The sequence below is a fragment of the Tenacibaculum sp. M341 genome (genome assembly GCF_004337695.1).
Lineage (GTDB): Bacteria > Bacteroidota > Bacteroidia > Flavobacteriales > Flavobacteriaceae > Polaribacter.
This window is the reverse complement of record NZ_SJXJ01000036.1, coordinates 1-22,448: the sequence shown is the minus strand read 5'-3', so window position 1 is coordinate 22,448 and position 22,448 is coordinate 1. Positions and strand designations below refer to the sequence as shown.

Below are 22,448 nucleotides of genomic sequence, written 5' to 3'. Positions count from 1 at the left end.
AAGATAATTCCTTTTTTGCAAAAAAAATTAACGATTTATTTTAAAATTTTTAAAACAGTATTGTCTATTAGTTTATATTTTTCCATACTCTCAATACAAACAGCTTCCCCATTCCTATCAAATTCTAACTTATGACCGTATTCACTAACCCAACCTACTTGTCTTGAAGGGTTTCCCACAACTAAAGCATATGGTAACACATCTTTTGTTACAACGGTGCCAGCTCCAACAAAACCATACTCTCCAATTGTAACACCACAAATAATTGTAGCATTTGCTCCAATGCTTGCTCCTTTTTTAACTAAAGTGGATTTAAACTCGTTTTTTCTATTGATAGCACTTCTAGGGTTAATTACATTCGTAAATACCATAGAAGGTCCTAAAAACACGTCATCTTCGCAAATTACACCAGTATATATAGATACATTATTCTGAACTTTTACGTTGCTTCCTAATACAACTTTTGGTGATATCACAACATTCTGACCTATATTACAATGATCCCCAATAACTGAATCTTGCATTATATGACTAAAATGCCAAACTTTTGTTCCGTTTCCAACATTGCTTTTTTCATTGATGATTGCTGATTCGTGTGCAAAAAAACTATTTGATGTACCCATACAACAAAAATACAAAAGGCTACCTTAAAAAGTAATTTTACTACTTTTAAGATAACCTTTATGTTTTTATTTTTTATGTAATTACTCTACCATAAAACTAATTGGTAATGTATATCTCACTTTAGCAGGCTTGTTATTTTGCATACCTGGCTTAAAATTTGGAATTTTATTAATAATTCTTTTAGCTTCTTTCTCTAACCTATGATGTGGAGCTCTAACTTTAACATCAATTACCTTTCCTGTTTCATCAATTACAAACTGCGTTGAAATTCTTTTCTTTCCTGAAGGTAATCCTAATTCACTTGCCAAATCTCTATCAAAATTTCTCTTAACTAATAGTTTCATTTTTCTTTCAAAACACTTTCTGTTTTCAAATTCAGATAAACCTTCACAGCCTTTAAAAACTGGAGCTTTCTGTACAGATCTCATAGAAATAGGTTTCGGATCTTCTTTCTCATCAATAATATCTCCTTCATCTACTGTTTTAATCGTGTTAATAAAATCAGTATCATTATCAGTTGGCTTGATATCTGTTTCTTTAAACAAATCATCTGTCTTAATTATTTCTGGTGGTTTACTAATAGCAACTTTTCTTTTGGGTTTTTCTTGCTTTGGTTTGTTAATCTTAACTTCTTCTTTAACGATAAGTAAAGGAATATCTTTTGGGAAATTCATTACTTCTCCGACACCTGTTTTTGAACAAGTTATAACCTCTTTATCCACTTCCGTTTCATGCTCTAAAGCAATAAAAACAATAAACAGCACAAGTACTAAACCTAATTGAGTAAACACAGTAGAGAATTTTTCGAGCTGCAGTTTCGGATTTTTTTTAAGCTTTTTCATAATTGATAAATAGTTTTAAATTAGAAACTAACAAAACCAAAAAGCGTGCCACAAAAAAAAGCGATTTCAAAATTGAAATCGCTTTTTTATATTATTTTGTATTGTATCTACTACTCTACATTAAAAGTAATTGGTAAAGTATACCCAACACGTACTGGCTTACCTCTTTGTCTACCAGGAACCATTTTAGGTAATTTCTTTGCAATTCTTTCTGCTTCTTTCTTTAATCTTGGGTGTGGAGCTCTAGCATTTACACTAGTAATAGAACCATCTTTATCAATCTTAAACTGTACGTAAATTCTTTTCTTACCTGAAGATAGACCTAACTCGTTAGCTAACTCAGAATCAAAATGTCTTACAACGTGCTTACGCATCTTTTTGTTTAAGCAGTCTTTCTTTTGTTGGTTTGTTCCTTTACAACCTGGAAATACTGGTACTTCCTCAATGATAGAAAAAGGTACATCCTCTACGATTTCTTCTACTTCTTCTGCTTCTACAATCTCTTCAACTTCTACAGCTTCAGATTCGTCTGTTTCTGTTGATTCAATTACAGTTTCTTCAATCTCCTCTTCGTCTTCAACAACTTCAATTTTCTCTGGAGTTGGTGGTGGCGGAGCAGCAGGTGGCGGTGGCGGTGGTGGCGGTGCATTAATTACTAATGTTTCTTCATCTATCTCAGACCCTAAGTCTGCCACACCTAAATCACCATAGTTTTTATCGTAAGTTTTATGCTCTATTGCTACATACGTAACAAATAAAGCTAAAACTAAACCTAGTTGAATGAACAACTTGCTATAGTTCTCTAAATTAAATTTCGGATTTTTCTTTATTTCCATCCCTAATGTTTTTAGTAGTTCGCTAATTTAACTAATTTCTTTTGATTTTTACAAGCTATTTAACATATTGCTTGATTTTTTTAATAAAAGCATCAAAAAATATGCCAATAACGCTCCAATTGTATTTGCTAACATATCTGCGTAATCAAAAGTTCTATAGGTAGTTATAGTACCTTGTAAGTACTCCATTAAAACTCCAAACAACACGCAAAGCAACACTATATATAGCGTAAACTTACTTTTAAAGCTACACAACCATAAAAATGTTAACGTAAAGTAAGCAAAGGCATGCTTTACTTTATCTGAATGTGTAAAATTCATAGGTTGCTTTCCTAACTTAAGTAAGCTTAATAAAGTAATTGCTATGGTAACGAATACCGCTAAATAAATAGCATTATGCTTCAATAAGAGCTCTATACGCTTCAGCATCAATCAAATTCTCTACCTGACTTGCATCAGATAACTTAATTTTAATCATCCATCCTTCTCCATAAGGGTCAGAATTTACTAATTCAGGCTCATCTTCTAACTTCTCATTTAACTCAACAACCTCACCTGTTAAAGGCATAAATAAATCAGATACTGTTTTTACAGCTTCTACAGAACCAAATACCTCATTTACCTCTACGGTATCGTCTAAGGTATCTACATCTACGTAAACAATATCACCTAATTCACTCTGAGCAAAATCTGTAATTCCTACTATTGCTGTATCACCATCAATTTTAACCCACTCGTGATCTTTAGTGTATTTTAATTCTGCTGGAATATTCATTGTATTTGTATTTTATATATAATTTGATTTTAGTTTCCTAAGTTGTATACCAAGTTAAACCCTGCGTTAATAGACTGTCTTGGGAAATTTGTTGAAATGGCATAATTAAAAGTATTATGATTATAATACATTGAAAGCGATAAGTTCTTATTCAAGTTATAATCAGCTAAAAACTTTAATCCAAATAACGTTTCTCCTCCTGTAATTTGACTATTATTTTCATCTACGGCTCTAATCAATGTTAAGTTATCTCTCAAAGAAATATCTGCTCTAAAGTTAATATCTCCTTTTAACACTTCTTTTTTACCTGTAATATTAGTCGTCATCTTAACATCTTTTAATCGATAACCAAAACCAACTAAATATTCTGTTCCTTTAATATCTGTTAGTGTGTTATTATTAAAATTCAAGGTTAAACTTCTATCCTTTTTAATTTCTCCTCTAATAGAAAATGAATTACGCATTTTCATATCTAATTTAATTAAAGGTGAAAATTCATCTATTAATGTTGCCGACGAAATTAATAATTCTGGTTGATAATTACCCGAACTATTTGTTAAACTTAAATCACTTGGATTATACTGTAAATTGTTAGTGTAATTTAAAATACTATAAGATGATTTATAACTATGCGATAATGTAAATGAAGAGAATCTTTTCTTAAACCATTTAAACTTCATTAAACCATTATATCTCATCGTCCAGTTAGGGATTGGAATATTTTTAAATAGTCCTGTATCTATAGAATTAGGGTCAGATCCAGAATAAGCTGCTAAAAACGCAGGTAACATTGCTTGTTGCCCTTCTCTTTTAAATCCTCTTACAACTCCACCTACAAAAACATTGTTAGGTTGTGCTGCTGTTTCCAATCTATCAGAAATAACGTTTCTATAAGCCAAGAATCTATCATATAACATATCTCCATCTGTAAACATAGTACCTAACATAAAATGACTAATATTAAAGTTACCTGTTTCAAATGCTCTTAAATCTTGATTTTGTCTTATATCTCCACCTCCAAAATCAACAACATCTAATTGCTGAGTTAAGTTTGAAGTTTTAATTCTGTTTCCTCTCAAATCAATTGTAAAATCCTTGAATGGCTTAACCGAAATATTGTACTCTAATCGTTGTGCATTTGTTTTACCATAATTCTTATTGAAGTATTCTTCATTTTCACCTCTGGTAACAATCCAACCATTATTAATTGCTTCGGTTAAAATTTCTGTTTGACTACCAAACACAAATCCTAAAGTAGGTGCAAAACTTCCATTAAAATTATCTCTTCCTAAGAATCCTGTAGAAGGAATGAATCCTTGTAATAAAGTTCCATTTTCTTCAGAGTAACTAATTTTTGCTCTCTTTACAGATGTTAATACATCATAAGTTCCTTTTAATAACTTTTTACCAAACGATGCATTCTTCTTTAATCTGAACTTTTGAGCTACTTGCTTCTTATTATCTTTTATAGCAATCTTGCCTTTCTTTCCTTTTACTTTTTTGTTTTTCTTTCCTTTTGATAATAATAACTTCTCTAAACCTAATGTTTTATAAAAACGTTTAAAATCGATAGAAGCATTAATATTATGCTTGTTCGAATTTTGAATCATATTACCAATCTTCTCCTCTATACTAACTGGTAAATTAGTAACAGGATCAGTAATGGTACTTCTTGATGAAGCTTGCCAATCAAAATTAGCATCATAACCATAATCAGCTGTTACAAAATTTAAATAAGGCAACTTGTTTATTGGTAACTTATAAGTTGCATTTAACGTTTGGTGATATTGATTACGACGACCTAATGTAAAAAATTGATCAAAAATCTCTAACTCTTCATCGCTTCCAAAGCTATCATATATATAGTTATTGGTCGCTCTAAAGTTTAATTGAAGTGATTTTGTTAAATCAAAAGCAATTGCATAATCCCAATCAAATAAAAATCTTCTCTGAATTAATTCTGGCTGAGCGGTTAATCCTTCTATTAAGTTTCTTGATTGTTGTAAGTTATAATTTCTATTAATTTTCGAATTAATTGCAAGCGACTTTGGTACTGGATTAAAGTTTAAGTCTTTAATAAATCTCCAATGTTTACTCTTTAATTTCTTCGACTTTTTAAAAGGCTCTATTACATAAGGAGCAAAACTAAAGTTATAACTAGCACCTGCCATCACATTTTGATTCACAAATTGCTCTATGTTATAATCTTTATGAAACTCTTCATTAAAAGAATAAGAAGCTGAAAAGTTTTCTACATCATAAAACTTAGGCTTTTTATCACTTTTCGGATTTCTATTTTTCTTTACATTAATAAAACTAATACTCTTTCTTCTTGTATAGTCTTGTGCATTATTTAAATTTTCTAATGCTTTATCTCTTTGAGCACTTGCAGGAGCATTATTTAAAACATCTCTTGCTTTAGATAATTCGATGTCTTGAGATTGTGGATCAAATTTTGGATCAACAAACTCCTCTCCATAACTATAACTCATTGGTACCTGCATGTTCCATTTTTTAGGCATCATTTTACCTAATTGAACATTGGTAGATACATTATATTGCTTTGCTTCTTCTAAACTTCTTTCTTGTACTCTTTGGTCAACATTACCAAAACCAACAGTAGACATTCTACCTGCTAAAGAAACATCTGCAACATCGGCTAAATTTGCATCGGCATTTAATACAGCAGCCCACCCACCATCATTATCAAAATCAACTGCTCTTAATTCGTTAAACCAAATTTCTGCACTTTTATTTCCAGTGGTAGAAACGTTTTTAGCCCCTAACATTACCGTTCTTACCTGTGCTAACGTTGGGTTACCTTTTACTTTTATTACTAATCCGTTAGTAGTAGCACTTTCAAAAATATCTGTTGCTGTTATACCAGAAGTTCCATCTCTTTCTAATTTTAATGCAGATAACTCTTCTAAAGGAACCTCTAAGTTATTTTCCGCTGGCCAAACATCTAAAGAAGTAACACTAGACGTTGATAAGTTTAATGGCTTTTCAATTTCGTAATAGTTATCATTTAAATCGGTACCTAAACGAATAATAGCTACCATATCTCCGTTTCCTAAATTGTCAAATCCAGGCACTTTTTCAGCATGTAAAAACATACGTAAGTTTTTATATCTACGTAAATCAATACTAATGTTTTTAAATATAGCTCTTGTTTTTCCAGACTCTAATTCTGTTACTGTAATTGTTGATGATTGTTCGTTTTGACGCTGAACTCTGTTTGTTCCTTGTAATTGCTCTCTTGGAATTCCTGGTGGCAACTCATACCTATCATCATTCTGTTCAATACTTACAACTCCAACCTCAAAGTTATTCAATTCCGTTGCATCTAAATCATCTTCAGGAATTGTTGGATCTAATGTTTTAGTATAACGTCTCCAATCTCCACGAACTAATTCTAATTCTGCAAAACGTAAAACAACTGGCATTCCAAACTTTGTTAAGTACATACGCATAAAACGAATACTATTAAAATCTGTAATTCCTCCTACGGCTTGAGAAAAACCAGTTCTTACTGGAATTCTAAATTGATACCAGTTAGTAGTTCTTGTTTGTCCGTTTGGTAATGTGATTGGTTCAGATTTTACATCTACAATAAAGTTAGAACCTTTTACTAAATCACTCTTTTTTAATGATACATTATATTCAAAGTATGCACTAACCGGATTCATTGTTTGATCTCGGTTGATATCTTCTGTATCTGGATATGTTGATGCTGATGTTGGAAAATCTTCTGAAGACTGATCAATGGTTGGTGAGTTACCTTGAGTACCGTTGTAATTTTTATATCTTCTTAAAACCGTTGCATCAATAGCATCTAATTCGCTTCCTCTAAAAAACTGGAAGTTATCTCCTGCTGGATCTTCTAACTCTGCAAAAGCAGGGAATTTTGTTCTTTCTTCTTGATCATTTAATCCATCTAAACCAACATCTTGTTGCACTCTTTCATCTATATCATTACTAAATGCATATAATATAGATGGATTTCTTGGCACAACCCCCCATGCTGTTTCTACTTCTGGAGCTGGATTTTGAGTTGTTGATAATCCATTCTCAAACTGCTTTTGTGAATCTCTAAGAATATCTTCTGAGATGTTACCTAAGTTAATGAATAACTCACCTTGTTGTGTTTCATCACTCGGATTTGCTCCTGCTGGTAATCCTTCTTCAGCTGTAATAGAATATCCTTCATAAGGATCCATTAACCAAAACTGAATGTACTCAACATTTGCTTGCTCAAAGTTATTAGTAGTTGTTAAGGCTCTCATTATCCCTCCCCATTTATCTTCAGCTGCACCAAAAGTAGGATTGAAGTTATAAGGACCTCTTTCTTGCGGATAGTAAGCTAAATCTAACGTACGTACTAAATTTAACTGTGTAATATCTAAATCTGTATTCGGAAATAATTCAGAAAAACTTACCTGTCTTACCTCGTTTCTTGATAATTCAATATCGTCAATATTTGAAGGTCTGTTAGCTCCACTTGTATAAAATAACTGATCAATACTATACCATGCTAACTTACCTCTTTCGTAGTTATAATCTAATCCTGGCGATTGCCCATTAAAAGGATCTGTTACTCCATTACCAATAGGCGTACTTGCCAACACCCATTGATCTGGTGTTGTTAAGTTAATTGGAATTTGAGTGGCTTCAAAATCATCTAAATATGAAGTTGCCGCACCATTTACATCAATTCCACTTGGTGAACCTGGTAATAAATAAGCCATGTCTGCTCTTACAGAAACATTTGACGGTGCATCTGTTTCTACGAAAGGTAATTTATTCGCTAATTTTGTTAAGTAAGGTACTTCAGAAGAAAAATCTAAATTAAAACCTAACATTACATTGTCAATTGGCTCTGCTCCAAAATTAATTTTTGGTGTAATTGGCTGCTCACTTACATTTAAAAATGTAGCTCCAAGTACAAAGTTCTCATTAATTTTATGTTCAACATCTACTCCAAAGAATGTTTTTCTTTGCTGATTAAAGAACGTATTATTTTCTACAGATGCGTTAATTGGAACTCCAGAAGCTTCTAATCCTGGATCTAATATTTGTACTTTACCTAACTGATAATCTACAACGTAATCTACTCCTTCTACTAATGTTCTTCCACCAGCAGTAACATTTACAGATCCTCTTGGAATGTTAAACGCTCCTAAAGAAATACCTCTACTTGCATCAGATTTAAAATATCCTTTTAAAAAGAACTTATCTTTATTTTGAAATTCGTTTTTCGCTTGAATTTTAGTAGTTAAGTATAAATCTTTAAATAAATACTTATTTTGATCCCCTGCATCAACAATCCTGTCTTCTAAATCTTGACCAAATGGTTCTGGTTCTGGAAAATAAATCAAACCTTTGGTTGAATTTACTGTTACTCCTTCTACATAATCAAAGAAACCATCTCCATTATCAACTCTAAATTGACTCTGATCTAATTTATCTATTTGAAATAAATTTAATAGAGTCCTATTTTTAATTGCGGCATCATTTGCCTCTTGAAGTGTATTTTGCTGAACTCCTAATTGATCATCTCTATACATTAACTCAAAACGGAAACCTTCTTGATTTAAAGGAACTGCTCCTAATGCATATACGTTTTTCATCATTAAACGCCATGTTGGGAAACCTCTATCTTTTTCAGGAACATTTGGTTCTTGTCTTGTTGTTGTTAGTATTTCACTACGTAATAATTTAACTGCAATATTAGCAGGTGCATTTACACCATCGTTAGAAAATTCTCCTACTTTAAATGTCGTTTCTGATACTGTTCCTCCTGTTTGTTGAGCTCCAACTACTGTATATTCATAAGCAACCGCTAATACTTCACCATCATTTAATCTTCTGTTCAATGAGATAAAACCTAATTGCGGATGTAATGTAAATTCGTTTGGTTGTAATCTTCTCGCGTTTTGTAAATACGAATAATCTCTACCTTGAATCATTTGTGCTGGCACAGCATCATTCAACGTAGCAATATTTCTAATCCCGCTATTTGGTGTCAATAAATCATTAATATCGTTTACACCATTATAAGGAAGATTCTTTGTTACTGGTGTTGTACTACCTAACTCTACTCTACTAATAAAAATAGGATTTGTAATTACATCTACATAATCTTCTAAAGCAGTACCGGCAGCATCAAAGCTTGCACTCACCATATCTTCATATTCCGATTCACCTAAATCGGCAAAAGCTACAATACTTCTAAAATCATTTACATTCTGATTTCTATTGGTAATCCAAACTTCAATTCTATTAATATTAATCGGACTACTAATTAATGGATAGTTTATTAAAGCACTCTTGTAATTTTTTCTAAAAAACTGAGATAAGAAGAAGTGTCTGTCATTATCATAATCGGTTGCTCTTAATTCAAAAGGCTGAATTACCGATCCTCCTTGCGCTACTACAGATCTAGACTGTGAATTTTGTTGTGAAAAAGCAGTTCTAATGGTTGTTTTACCAAACTGTAAATCGGCACGTACACCAAATAAAGCCTGTGCTCCTTGAATTAAGGAGTTTTTAATAGGTAAGTTTACGTTACCTGCATCTATTTTCTGAATAATATCATCCTCTGTAGGTGTATATTCAATTTTTACAACATTCTGAAAATCGAAAGTAGATTGTGTATCGTAGTTTGCTGTTACTTGTAATCTTGTACCTATTTTAGCTTGTAAACTTGCACTAATTTGCTGATCAAAATCAAAAGTAAAACTACTTTGATTTTCTATAGATACTTGAGGGTTTTCTGTGTTCTGATAAATCCCTCCTAACTTAATACTTATCTGTCCACTTGGTGTAACCTCTACTTCAGTTCCTCCGAAAACAGATTCAAAAAACTTTGAGTTTACGTAATACTTTGGCAATAGATTTTTACGTGCTTTGTTTCCTTTTTTATTAGGATTGGCAGCATCTACCTTTTCTTTAAAATACCCATTCAGGTCATTTTTTAAACGATATTTATCATACTCTCTTGGTGTTAAATAAATAGGAGTTCCTATCATATAATCACCAATCTTTTCAACAATTACAAATTTGTTGATTGATTTATCGAAAGTTACTGTTTTTTGCACAGGACTGTTTAAAAAAAGATTTCCTTTTTGATCCGCTTTAAAATTATATTTTAATGGAATTACAGTATCTTTTTTTTGTGTGTTTAATGAATCGTTATTTGACTTTTGAGCAAATAAAACAACACTTGCTAGTATAGCAAGTGCTGTTAAGCATCTATTGCGAAAATTTTCTTTCAACTCTTTTACAGATTTTTCAGGGCCTTTTTTATCAGTTCCTCAACGGTAGCTGAAGGCGATTCTTTTAAAATATTTGTGATGACTTTGTCTGCTTGTTTTCTTACAAAACCCAATACCTCTAAAGCAGATAACGCTTCTTCTTTATTTGTATTGCTTTCTACCACAGAAACTTCATCTATATTAAATGCTTTTAATATCTTTTCTTTCAGATCAATAATGACTCTTTGTGCTGTTTTAGCTCCAATTCCTTTTACCGATTGAATCAGTTTTACATTTTCTGACGCAATGGCTTGCTGAATTTCTTCTGAACTCATTGAAGAAAGCATTGTTCGTGCAATACTTGGACCAACACCTGAAACAGAAATTAATAACTTAAAAATCTCTCTCTCTACTTTATCGATAAAACCATATAAAGTGTGCGCATCTTCTCGAATGCTTAAGTGTGTGTACAACAATACATTTTCATCTGAAGGTAATGCTGCATAAGTTGTTAAAGAAATATGAAGTAGATACCCTAACCCATTACAATCTACCACCACAAACGTAGGGTTTTTTTCAACTAATCTACCTTTAATTTGAGTTATCATTATTTGGCTGCTGTTTAACAGACGCCTAAAGTAGGAAATTTTTCCCTATTCTAAAACCTGTATTTTGTTACTTATTAATTACTTTACTTATATTTTTCTCGTTCTTGTGCATCTACTACGGCTACCGCTGTCATGTTTACAATCTCGTCTACACTTGCCCCTAATTGCAACACATGCACTGGTTTACTTAAACCTAGTAAGATCGGACCAATAGATTCTACTCCATTTGCTTCCTTCATTAATTTGTACGTAATGTTTGCCGATTCTAAATTTGGAAATATCAACACATTTGCTTTTTTTCCGTTTAATTTAGAAAATGGGAAGTTTTCTGAAGACATCTCACCATTCAAGGCAAAATCTGCTTGAATCTCTCCATCAACCACTAAATCTGGATAATGTTGATGCATGTAAGCTACTGCTTCGCTAATTTTTGTTGAAGTTTCAGATTTTGTTGATCCGAAGTTAGAAAAACCTAGCATCGCAACATGCGGTGTCATTCCAAACATCTTAGCCAAAATACTTGTATAGTGTGTAATTTTAGCTAGCTCTTTTGCTGTAGGGTTTATGTTGATGGTAGTATCTGCCAAAAACATCGGTCCTTGTTTGGTCAACATTAAGTTTGCTGCTGCCACCTTAGTAACACTTCTATCTCTAGGAATTAACTCTAAAATAGGTCTTACTACAGATGAATATGGTCTAGAATACCCTGTAATCAATCCATCAGCTTCACCTTCATTTACCATCATGGCAGCAAAGTAGTTTCTTTCACGCATTCTTTTCTGCGCTTCAAAAAGTGTAATTCCTTTTCTATTTCTACGCTTCCATAAGGTTTCTGCAAACTGCTCTCTACGCTCTTTTTCTTCTGGAGTTTTAGGATCTATTACCGTTACATCAGCATCAAAACCTAATTCTTCTTTTAACTCAAAAATCACTTCTTTATTTCCAAGTAAAATCGGAATTCCTATTTTTTCGTCATATACTCTTTGTGCTGCTTTTAATACATCTAAATGATCTGCTTCTGCAAACACAATTCTCTTCGGATTATTTCTAGCCCTGTTGTGAAGCATTCTAATTTCTTTACTTCCTGTCCCAGATCTATCCATTAACTCTTCCTTGTATTTCACCCAATCTTCAATTGGTTCTTTAGCTACGCCGCTTTCAATGGCTGCTTTGGCAATTGCTGGTGGTATTTCATAAATCAATCTTGGATCAAAAGGTTTTGGTATAATATAATCTTTACCAAAAGAAAGGCTTACCTGATCGTATACAATATTTACTTGTTCTGGCACTGTTTTTTTAGCTAAGTCAGCCAATGCATGTACAGCTGCCATTTTCATCTCTTCATTAATTTTAGTTGCTCTAACATCTAAAGCTCCTCTAAAGATAAAAGGAAATCCAAGTACGTTATTCACCTGATTTGGATGATCTGATCTACCTGTAGCCATAATAATATCATCTCTTGTTGCTACTGCTAAATCGTACGCTATTTCTGGCTCAGGATTCGCCATGGCAAATACTATTGGATTTTTTGCCATTGACAGCAACATTTTTGGTGTTACAATGTTTCCTTTTGATAATCCTATAAACACATCCGCATTATTCATTGCTTCTTCTAAAGTATCTACATCTTTATCAGTGGCAAATTCTGCTTTTTGTGCCGTTAAATTATCTCTATCTTTTCGTATCACTCCTTTACTATCGCACATAATAATGTTCTCTAGTTTTGCTCCAAGTGCTACGTATAATCGTGTACATGAAATAGCTGCAGCTCCTGCTCCATTCACTACTATTTGTACATCTTCAATGTTTTTTCCGTTTATCTCTAAAGCATTTTTTAATGCTGCTGTTGAAATAATTGCCGTACCATGTTGGTCGTCGTGCATTACCGGAATGTCTAACTCTTCTTTTAAGCGTCGCTCTATTTCAAAAGCTTCTGGCGCTTTTATATCTTCTAAGTTAATACCTCCAAAAGTAGGTGCTATGGCTTTTACCGTTTCTACAAACTTATCTATATCTGTGGCGTCTACTTCAATATCAAATACATCTATGTCTGCAAATATTTTGAATAGTAATCCTTTTCCTTCCATTACAGGTTTTGAGGCTTCCGGACCTATATCTCCTAATCCTAAAACGGCTGTTCCGTTTGATATTACCGCTACTAAGTTTCCTTTAGTAGTGTATTTGTATACATTGTTTTTGTCTTTGGCAATTTCTAAACATGGCTCTGCTACTCCTGGCGAATATGCTAACGATAAGTCTCGTTGGGTCGCATATTTTTTAGTTGGCACTACTGATATTTTACCTGGTTTAGGCTTTGCATGATACAGTAATGCTTCACGTCGCTTTCTTGATTGACTCATATTCCTAGTTGTTTGTTTGAACAAACAAATATAACTTTTTTCGTTATGCAGCCTCTTTATGTTTGTTAAAATGTAAGTTTCATCAATATTATCTTTTTTCTTTTAATATTGTGCGTTTGTTTTTTAATGATTCTGTGCTTTAACGATTGGAATTGTTCTTGGGTTATTCTTTACCAATCTAAACTAGCTAGATACTTTTTTAGGCAAAGCCTTATAAACGATTTCAAAATCTTTAAACTCTCTTCAAATGTTATGTTAGTACTCGTTAGCACTCGTCTCCTGTCGAGTGACTCATTGACTAAATAAACTTACAAACCTGCAAAAAATATAATCTTGATCTATTATCAGATTTACAGGCTCTACTCATAGCTTTTCAAATATAAAAAACTACCTCAATCATTATAATTAAGGTAGTTTATATAGTTATTCTACTTTGACTTACTAGGACGGTACTCGACAGAGTCGAGCACGAGCCACTACTTTTTATTTATTCGGGCGCGAGCGGGGGATGTCCAACGTGCAATAGCAGGATCGTATCTTCTAGCTTGGTAATCATAAAGATTTAATCCTAATTCTTCTTCTAATTCTTTATTTCTAAATTTCCATTTTTGCGCGGTACTGTTTCCTAGCGAATTCGTTACGTTATTGTACCCTTTATGTTTAAGTCCAAAAGGAAAATCAGCTACTTACCATTTTTTCCACTTTTAAATATTTTTAACCTCTTTCTAAAATTTTAAAAGCTATTTCAATGAACTCGAAAAGTCAGTAGTATTTAAATATTAACTACTGACTTTAAATAAATTATAGTTTTATTTTTTAGATTAAATTATCAATCTTTCATTTTTAAATCAATAATTTTTTTACTTAAAAAGTAAGCTATAATAATAGTTAATGGATATAATAATAACGTATAATTCTGATCTTTTACCATTGTTGTAAATATTGATATTATTATAGAGTTTCCCGCCATAAAAATTGCTGGAATTTCAGGTAATAAAACCAGAATAACTAATAATATAAGACTATTAATTTTCAATGTCTTTACCAAAATAAAAAGTATGATATATAAAACCATTGATATAATATAAAACAACAAACTCCCATAAAAGTTAAAACTAAACAACTCCCAATCTTTAAATTCAGGTAAAACAATATTTAAAGTGTAATTAAAGATATTGAATAATATAAGACCTAAAATATAGGTTAAGGTGCCTAATAAAATTATTTTTTTTCTATTCATGTGTATACATTACAAAGGTTCGTCTTTCTTTTTCACCAGTTTGGACCCATTCTCCATTTTTATTTTGTTTCATTATGTAAACTTCCGCGGAATGTGTTTTGACTTTATTACTAGTACCATATTTTTTATTCCTAGCTTTATTATATTTCTGTATTGTTCTATTCTGATTTCCTTTAACACTAAAGACAGATTGTCCTTCTCTTATCCTAACTTCTGTTTCAAAAATAGCACTATTTTCCTCTGTACTACCACCATTATTAGCTACATAATCAAAAGTAAAAGTATCAACATTCTGATTACCTAAGGTACCCAATAAATCTTGAACATACTCTAAATAAAGTTCTGGTCTCTTCGCTATTTTATCAGGAGCATGACCTTGAAAAAGGTGACCATACAACCATGCATGCATTTGTCCATTATCTTTAGAGTGGGCGTAACTATCTCCAAGTCTATGCAGAGCGTATCCTTTTGTTAAATAGCTATTAGATCCATGATACATATTTCTAGATATTCTCCTTTCATTAACTGCACTACCACCAGTTAGGGCATGTACTTCGTCTTGCCATTGTGGAAGAAGCCAAGTATTAGTAGCTCTAATAATATCTCCTTTTTCAGACATTACATGATCTGGTTCTTCTGCCCAATAAGCTATTGAAGGCGGGTCTTGATGCCCTGTTAATATAGCGGCTAAATATACAGTCCAATAATGTCCATCTCTTTCATATCGCCCATCTGGATCGACGAATTTAACAGGATTATTATATCCATATCTAAAAGGTGTCCATGAACTATTTTTATCAGCAAGTGGGTCAAGGTTCATCCAACGTCCTAAACTAGCATCATAATTTCTAGCACCGAAGTCGTGCCATCCTAAACCAAGTTCTTCGTTTAATTCTTTTCCTCCAAAGCCAAACTTCTGAGCCACTGAGTTTCCATGCGGTTGAACTACGTCGTTGTAACCTCGGTGCTTTAACCCGTAAGGATAATAATTACTTTCCTCAATAATTTCTGTACCAGCATCAATAACACCATTTTTATCATTATCTGTATACGATAAACGTACATTTCCTAAATGGTCTTTGTATTGATATACGTACTCAAATGATGAGATCGCCACGCTACCGCTCGCAATGACGGGTTTTATATATCCTTCTGAGTGGTTAAAGAATTGTAATGCATTTCCTTTGTATATATAATTACCTGCATATGTAGTTAACGTAACCTGTGTAAGAGGTCTTTTTTGTGTTCCATTACCTACTACTTCTGTAACTTTTTTTGATAGTTTTACTCCTGTAGCATCATAAACATACTCTATTTTATCTCTAGTTGCTTCTACAGTTTTATCTACCCCTCCCATCAACACTTGTGTTGGTAAATTCAAATGATTGTAGGTAATGCTTCCAATTCCTTTGTTACTATCAAGTACCATATTACCATTTGTGTCATAAATATATTCGGTATTTACATCCGCTCCATCTTTGAAACCATAAGTATCATTTCCGTTATCTAATAATTTCTTCAATTTATTTCCATCATCATAAGTATACACTAATTTATCCATATCTCTATAATTGGAACTATTCTGCCAACCATTTCGATTTAGTGTTTTAATATTTCCATTCTTATCATAAGTAATCCCAGAAACATTGTAATTTGATGTTTCTGTACCTGTTGCTGCTGTTAATCTATTTAACGCATCATAGGCATATGAATACTCATTTAAAGCAGTACTACCCGCTGTGCTTTCACTTAGGCTATTCCAACTTGTTTGCGATATGTTTCCGTTAAATAATGCCACTCCATCTGATGTTGGTCTGTTATACTTTATGCTAAAGTTAAACAAATCATTGTCATTATTATTTGCATCGTCGTTAATATTAGTTAACCAACCACGTACATTGTACTTATAATCTACTTTTTGTAAGCCACCACCAACTTCTTTATTCGTTAATTGACCTAACTCATCATAATTGTTTGATACAATTACTTCTTCTTCTTGGCTATTGATCTTTTGCGTTTGGCTCTTTAATCGTGCTGCATGATCGTATTCAAAACTATCAACTGTAACGATGGCTGCGTTTCCTGATTTTGTATGACTTGTTTTAGTTTCTAATACCTTGCCAACAAAATCTAATTCGCTCTCCATAATATCAGTTGTTCCTAAATATTCATTATGTGAGTACACATAAACAGGGCGAGCCTTTTCATCGTAACAAGTAACCGTAGTAATCCATTTATCAGTATCTAATACTTTTACTTTTGATCCTGTTGCCAATCCTTTTAATCGTGACGTAGAATTTTGCGATGAATTATTATACAATACTACAGTGGTTGATGCTTCTTTTACATCAAACGTATAATTATCATAATAATTAACAGTTAACACTTCTAAACCAGTACTTGGAAAGTTATTACTACTGTAATACACTCCTTGTGTTCCTGCTGATGTTAATTTTGTTTCGTAATACTTACTTGCTGTATTGTTTTCTGTATTAAAATGGTTTTGCATTGCTAGCTGTGAAAGCGTACTGCTATGCTTGTAAATTCCTGTGTATACTACTCTACCTAAAGCATCGTATTTGGTAAACAACCATCTATTATTTCTTCTTAAATAGGCATCTTGTGTTAATACAGGACGATCTAGTTTATCGTATATAATATATTCCCATGCTTTTCCTGGTATTTTCTTTTTTACCAATCTGTTTCTGTAATCATATTCATATTGATAACATAACTCAGATAATTCAGTAGTTGTAACTACTCCAGATGATAGGTCTACTTTTGGAGGTAATACATAAGTTAAATTCCCAAAATCATCGTATACATAATACGTATCGTGAGCCTCACTATTTGAACCTACCAATGCATAGGTTCTTTTTAAAACTACTTGTCCTTGTTTGTTTTTAAACTCTTCTGTCGTATGTAAAGTACTTGCTGTACCATCATGATTCTCATCTTTAGTTACTGTTTTGTATAACTCTCCTGCAGCATAATAACTTGTTCCTCCTGCTAAACTTGGTGTAAACACATTGTTACTTGCTGTGATTGATACTGTAAACAAACGAACTTCGTTAGTCCTGTTGGTTTGATAGTCAAACTTTATTTCATGACCACCGTTTAAACGCCAATCGTATCCAGGTGCTGCTTGTTTTTTTACTCTGTTTAATGGAGAGTTATCAAACGCTTTTCTTGAAAATGCATTGATTAAATTTACCTCTGTTACACCAGGGAAATCATCAGCATAGTTTGTTTTGTAATATTCTTGTGTTGCTGTTTTTGCTCCTGATACAATAGCTCCATTACTTTGCGTAGTTACGTATGGTAAAAACTCGTCTACTTGTCTACCCAAATCATCATACTCTACATGAGTAACAATATCTTTTTTTGTAGGTGATTGTTTGATACCAATGCTTTGTTTTGCTCTTCCCAAACCATCAAAATATGCTATCGACTCTATAACATCACTGTTCTCTGCTACGGTTGTACTAGTAGTAGCTATTTGATAATCTCTAGTAAACACATAGTTCTCATTGCTATTTAAACTTAATGGTAAATAAGTATCTGAAACTATTTGTGCTGTAAAATCTGAACCTGCTCTAATGATAGTAGTAGGTTTTATGGTAATACTATTAGTAGCTTTTACCTCTACTTTACCTGTAATAGTTTCGTTTTCTATTACTTCATTATCTTTTACTTGCCCTAGTAATAATAAGGGCAACTGTATTAAAAATACTAATAAAATTTTTCTCATAGCTATATTAGTTTTTATAGTTGTATCTGTGTTCTTTAATAAGATTTCCTGATGCATCTTTTATAAAATGTAATCTATTAAAGTTGTCATATTCGTAATATATTACTTCTCCTCTTGGGTCTGTAATACTAGTGACTCCTATTAACGGATCGTAAGTAAAAGTAGTTACTTGGGCGCTTGAAAATGCATTTCTTAACAAAGTTAATTTAGCACGTAAGCTATCTTCACTCGCTGTATCTATATCTGAATTTGAAGCTGTTACTGCTTCGTTAATTGCTGATTGTTGACTACTACTTAATGAAGTGAAATTTTCTATTTTTGCTATAGGTTGACTCTTTTCATATCCCCAAACATAATAGATTTTAGTACCATCTTTTTTACTAACTTCTGTAGGGTTTCCTTGATCATCATAATTGTGATACACAATGCGATCTTCAAACAAATTAGTACTTGTTTGCTTTCCTTTTAATGTTTGAACTGTACTTGGTAAGTAATTCCTATGAAAATCAGCATAAATAGTTTTTTGTGTACTTAAAATATCAATATTACTTCCTACTTTTTTCGAAGTTATTATTTCTATTGGAGAAGCAATACGATTTTCATTGTATAATCGTGATCCAGCTTCTGGGTAAGTATTCTCCGTTTTTAAAGTTTCTCCTTTGCTATTAACCACTTCTGAACCTGCTATTTGATAATTGTTATTGTAATTATAAAAATGAGTTGTGCTAGTAGTAACATTGCCTGAATCATGATGATTTGTTTCTGTTGTGCTATGTAAGTCCATAGTACCAGAGGTTATGTAATAAGGCTTAAATGTAAAATCTGGAGAAAACATTGCCAACTTAGCTTTAAATGTCACGTTATTTTTTTGATAACCACCTACATTTAAATCTAAAACAGACCTAGGAATAACTGACACAATATTATCATATCTATATTGGTTTTCTACTTTTTTTATCGGATGATAATTATTTCCAACTTTTTCATAATATGTAGTTTTAATTAAACTACCTCTCAGCCACTCATTGTCTGTAGGTAAAGTATAAGGTGTGGTATAAAATTCTCCTCCATTTTCAAAATTGGTAAAATCATATTCAATAACATTTGTTCTTACACCTGATTTTATATAATATTCTTTTACATTACTATAACCAATAAAATTCCCTTGAAAATATGTTAATGGCGAACCAGGCTTTGCTCCATGTTTATCTTCAGTAATCGGAAGTCCATTAACACCTCTTCTTATATGAAAATAAGCAGGAGGTGAAAAAACTCTACCACTACTACTATTGTCTCTTTCTTTATATTCATACTCTTTTATAATTTCATCAACCCTCCCTTTATTTAAAGTAATTCTCTTTATTCTACTTCCTGCCACATCTATATGCTCAGGTAAATCTTCATCAAAATTCTCTGGTTCCCTCCATTGTAAAAGAACTCCAAAAGATGTTTCAAAAAACGTTTCATCTTGACTATTTACACTTATATTTTCTCTTGAGGGATTTCTTGGTGTTACCTTTATTTTATACATACCTGGCTGAATAGCCCCATTATCGTGTTTTCCTATATTAAGAACATAGGAATTATTTTGACCTATTAATTGAACTCTGTAATCGCAATTTACTGTTGGTTGTAAAGGATTGCAATTTGTACCAGGAGCAATTGTTATAGTAGATGTTACTGGACCTTCTTTACGTGAAGATATCTCAAATGATTCTGATTCATAATATGTACCTTTCCATGCACTTAAACTTTTAACTAAGTCTCCTACTTTTAGTTTTAATTCATTTGTGTTGTTGTAAAGTATTGTATTTTTAAAATAGCTTGGTAACACTGCTATGTTTTTTTCATATTCATATTCAGCATCTCCTCCTGTAGGATATATTACTTTAGTAAGCAATCCTTTTTGAGCATTTAAAGGATTTACCGAACGATCTATGTTGGTGGTTCCGTAACTAAAAAAACTTAAAAAACTACCATTATTTGCTCCATTATAATAACCCCAAGCGTCTTGAGAATTTGAAAAACGATTTGGCAACGCATTTATATCATTATATATAAATGTATATTGGTTTTCTTCAACTAAATCTTCATCAACTTTTTGAATATTTTCTAAAAACAATCGTTTAGTTCCAGTCTGATCCATTGTTAAATAGCGTGCAATGTGATTTCCTTTATTCTGATCTGTACTAGTACTATATTCGTGTATAAATTTATACCCTTTTATAAATTGATTATTTGAATTGGTAACTTTTATCTGTTCTAATGTATAGGCATTATTTAGATCTTCTCTTTTAGCTCCTTTAACAAACTCAACTTTTCCACTTGAAAACTGTATTTCTTTTATTTGATACTGCTCCGGATTGGCTTCTGAAAAATAAGATGAAGGAAGACGATTCTGTAATTGATCATATGATCTTCTAATGTAACGAGGTTCTTCTTTCTCGTAATAAAAAGATATTTTTTCTCCTGTTACACTAATCACCTCCATTAAATGCCATGAAGAATATCCTAAAGAGTTCTCAACACTAGTATTTACTTGCATTTCTACATTATGATTGAAATAACCTGATGCGCTATTTTTATTAAAATCTCTAGCTTTTCTTGTTTTAGCTTCGTTCATTCCAAAAAAAGCAACAACTCCTGTTGGTGTAGTAACTTTAAATGCTTTAATCATTCTGTTGTTTTCTCCAGGCTCTGTCCAGATAGGTTCTATTTTTAAATCTGAATATTTCTGGATAATTATTTCTTTACTTTTTTGATCAAAAATAAACTTACCTGAATACCCTAAAAAATTGAACATAAATTGATCTGGAACAAAATCAAAAGGGACACGTTTCATTTCACCTACTACACCAACTGCTGGGTCGTACATTTGATTGAAAAGAGTAGCTCTTTTGTTTGCTCCTTCAGTTGTATTATCAAAAAAATTAGTAAAATAATCTGAATCTATATACGTTTTTGTATTTACTTTACCAACCACAACATCATCGGCTCCATCTCTTGCTTGTCTGGTAATTGCACCTCCTGCATTTAAACTCCATCCCATTCCTACTCTTGATGCCAACTCAGATACTTGTACACCTCTAGCGTGATAACTAATACCAATAGGCACCGAAATTCCATTTTCTTGAATAGTATATATAGGTATTGAAATATTGGGCAGACCTGTATGATGTGATACAGGAATGTCAGTAAATTTAGCCAACGACGTTGCCTCTGGACTAGGTGGAACAATTTCTGGCAAATCTTGTCCATGAACCATGAACATACCAAGTATCATAGCGATACTCACAACTAATTTTTTCATAAAAATATTTGGTTTTTAGCAATTTATATTAAACAATTATTTTTACACAAATGTAGGTTGTTATTATTTATAAATCAAACTAAATTGTTTTCTTTTTATTTGACTTTAAAGCTATCTAGATAATATCAATTAATGAGCTATATTTCTCCTACAACCATTGCAAATTAACCTGCAAACCTTGAAATTTAATTTTGTCATAAAACCAAAACCTCATAATATTACAATTAAAAAAGTTATGACAACAACCTCTTACATCATTTACAAACAACATAAAATCTCAACTAAATTAACCTGGTTTACCCACACCTTTTCAAAAGATTACAGCAAACATAATGCAATCACAAAACACTAATTAATTGTTTAATTAGCTCTTACATTGACTCAAGCCTTATCGGCTTGAGTTTTTTTATGCTTTAAACACTACTTTTTATTGATTTCAACAACAAAACCAACCTTATAAAATCAAAAAAACATCAAGATCGAAACTAGTTTCGGTCTTGATGTTTTACAAAAAAGGTCTTGATCAATTTTTTTCTTCTTAAATTTCAGATACAACCGAAATAAAGAAGATTTTTCTTATTGAACAAATTCAATCATTGCTTAAAAAGGTTGTTGTTATTGTAAATAACGCTGCAATGGTTGCTGACGATTTATGTCTATTACACATACAAATGAACAATCTTTTTAACAATAAAGAGATTCCTTCATTCGTTCCACTACTTCGGAATGAACTGTGCTTAAAAACAAATATTTTCTTGATAATTTTCTATATATTTTTGCTTAGAATTAGCTATTGCAAAAGCTTGTTTTAAAAGTTTATTAGCAATAGCTATTTTTATAACTCTT

At 32.0% G+C, this 22,448-nt stretch carries 11 protein-coding genes and 1 pseudogene; all 12 read right to left on the bottom strand.

Going from position 1 to position 22,448, the window contains the following annotated elements:
- Positions 1–35: 35 nt before the first annotated feature.
- Positions 36–623, bottom strand: coding sequence for an acyltransferase (locus tag EYW44_RS21375; protein ID WP_132727744.1), 588 nt, complete (start codon positions 621–623; stop codon positions 36–38).
- 81 nt (positions 624–704) lie between these two features.
- Positions 705–1,466 carry an energy transducer TonB gene (locus EYW44_RS21370; RefSeq protein ID WP_132727741.1) on the bottom strand — a complete coding sequence of 254 codons (762 nt, stop codon included), beginning with the start codon at positions 1,464–1,466 and terminating at the stop codon, positions 705–707.
- 110 nt (positions 1,467–1,576) lie between these two features.
- Positions 1,577–2,302, bottom strand: coding sequence for an energy transducer TonB (locus EYW44_RS21365; protein WP_132727738.1), 726 nt, complete (start codon positions 2,300–2,302; stop codon positions 1,577–1,579).
- A gap of 48 nt (positions 2,303–2,350) precedes the next feature.
- Positions 2,351–2,707: a VanZ family protein gene (locus tag EYW44_RS21360; RefSeq protein ID WP_243643713.1), complete on the bottom strand. Its 357-nt coding sequence runs from the start codon at positions 2,705–2,707 to the stop codon at positions 2,351–2,353.
- Entirely contained in the window at positions 2,697–3,077 is a 381-nt protein-coding gene (gene gcvH / locus EYW44_RS21355; RefSeq protein ID WP_132727732.1) for a glycine cleavage system protein GcvH, read from the bottom strand. Before gcvH ends, EYW44_RS21360 begins: the two co-directional genes overlap by 11 nt.
- Positions 3,078–3,106: 29 nt before the next feature.
- Positions 3,107–10,354 carry a T9SS outer membrane translocon Sov/SprA gene (sprA, locus tag EYW44_RS21350; RefSeq protein ID WP_132727729.1) on the bottom strand — a complete coding sequence of 2,416 codons (7,248 nt, stop codon included), beginning with the start codon at positions 10,352–10,354 and terminating at the stop codon, positions 3,107–3,109.
- Positions 10,355–10,359: 5 nt separating this feature from the next.
- The gene (gene ruvA / locus EYW44_RS21345; RefSeq protein ID WP_132727726.1) at positions 10,360–10,941 is read right to left on the bottom strand and encodes a Holliday junction branch migration protein RuvA; all 582 of its coding nucleotides are present in this window, start codon (positions 10,939–10,941) and stop codon (positions 10,360–10,362) included.
- A gap of 83 nt (positions 10,942–11,024) precedes the next feature.
- Positions 11,025–13,301: an NADP-dependent malic enzyme gene (locus tag EYW44_RS21340; protein WP_132727723.1), complete on the bottom strand. Its 2,277-nt coding sequence runs from the start codon at positions 13,299–13,301 to the stop codon at positions 11,025–11,027.
- A 476-nt stretch (positions 13,302–13,777) separates the two neighbouring features.
- A pseudogene (locus tag EYW44_RS21335) lies at positions 13,778–13,921 on the bottom strand (hypothetical protein); the annotation flags it as partial.
- A gap of 209 nt (positions 13,922–14,130) precedes the next feature.
- On the bottom strand, positions 14,131–14,541 hold the full coding sequence (locus EYW44_RS21330) for a hypothetical protein (protein WP_132727720.1): 411 nt from the start codon (positions 14,539–14,541) through the stop codon (positions 14,131–14,133).
- Entirely contained in the window at positions 14,534–18,292 is a 3,759-nt protein-coding gene (locus tag EYW44_RS21325) for a DUF6443 domain-containing protein (protein ID WP_165872300.1), read from the bottom strand. Before EYW44_RS21325 ends, EYW44_RS21330 begins: the two co-directional genes overlap by 8 nt.
- A 7-nt stretch (positions 18,293–18,299) precedes the next feature.
- Positions 18,300–21,602, bottom strand: a complete 3,303-nt coding sequence (locus EYW44_RS21320) for an RHS repeat domain-containing protein (protein ID WP_132727714.1) — start codon at positions 21,600–21,602, stop codon at positions 18,300–18,302.
- Positions 21,603–22,448: the final 846 nt, after the last annotated feature.